2 protein-coding genes are annotated in these 1,262 nt (G+C 66.7%); both read right to left on the minus strand.

What is annotated here, in order from left to right; all coding sequences use genetic code 11:
* On the minus strand, window positions 1-347 hold a 347-nt coding region (locus FHW92_RS25475; protein WP_168606084.1), incomplete at its 3' end, for an FAD-dependent oxidoreductase.
* A gap of 3 nt (window positions 348-350) precedes the next feature.
* A partial coding sequence (locus tag FHW92_RS25480; RefSeq protein WP_168606085.1) for an electron transfer flavoprotein subunit alpha/FixB family protein occupies window positions 351-1,262 on the minus strand: 912 nt, incomplete at its 5' end.

Raw genomic sequence — 1,262 nt, forward strand, 5'->3', positions numbered from 1 at the left:
TTGCCGTGATTGCTCATAAAGGGCGGCATCAGCGCGTGGGGCACCGCATAATGCCCGCCCTTGGTCAGCACCCAGTGCCAGTTGTCGGTCACCGGGGTCTCGGCCAGCGGGCAGCCATCGGTCCGCCAGTCGGGCAGCAGCTCATCCAGCGCGCGCGGATCGACCACCGCGCCCGAGAGAATATGCGCCCCGATCTCGGACCCCTTCTCCAGCACGCAGACGCTCAGATCGGCATTCAACTGCTTGATCCGGATGGCGGCGGAAAGCCCCGCAGGGCCCCCGCCCACCACCACCACATCATAGGGCATGGTGTCGCGCTGGACCGTCTCGTGCTGGAGATCACTCATGGCTTACAGCTTCCCCGTCAGTTCGGGCACGGCCTGGAACAGATCCGCGACCAGCCCGATATCGGCCACCTGGAAGATCGGCGCGTCCTCGTCCTTGTTGATGGCGATGATGGTCTTGCTGTCCTTCATCCCCGCCAGGTGCTGGATCGCCCCGGAAATGCCAACGGCGATGTAAACCTGCGGCGCGACGATCTTGCCGGTCTGGCCCACCTGATAGTCATTGGGCACGTATCCCGCATCGACCGCCGCACGGCTTGCGCCCACCGCTGCGCCCAGCTTGTCGGCCAGCGGCAGGATCGTGGCGGCAAAGGTCTCGGCATCCTTCAAGGCCCGCCCGCCCGAGACGATCACCTTGGCGCTGGTCAGTTCGGGGCGTTCCGACTTGGCGATTTCCGCGCCCACAAAGCTCGACAGCCCCGCGTCGCCCGTCGTGGCGATGCTCTCGATGGCCGCGCTGCCGCCGTCCGCCGCCGCCTTGGCAAAGGCGGTGCCGCGGGCGGTGATCACCAGCCTGGCATCGCTGCTCTCGACCGTGGCGATCGCATTGCCCGCATAGATCGGGCGGGTGAAGGTCTTGGGGCCCTCGACGCTCAGAATATCCGAGATCTGCGCCACATCGAGCAAAGCCGCCACGCGCGGGGCGATGTTCTTGCCGGTCGTCGTGGCGGGGGCGACAAAGGCGTCATAGCCCTCCATCAGCCCCACCACCAGCGGCGCGACATTCTCGGGCAGGCCATGCGCATAGGCCGCATCATCGCCCACCAGCACCTTGGCCACGCCCGCGATTCTACCGGCGGCATCAGCCACACCGCCAACGCCAGACCCCGCCACCAGCACATGCACCTCGCCCAGTTGCGAAGCGGCCGTCACCGCCGAAAGGGTCGCATCCTTGAGAGCCGCATTGTCATGCTCGGC

The sequence above is a fragment of the Novosphingobium sp. SG707 genome (assembly GCF_012275515.1).
GTDB lineage: Bacteria > Pseudomonadota > Alphaproteobacteria > Sphingomonadales > Sphingomonadaceae > Novosphingobium.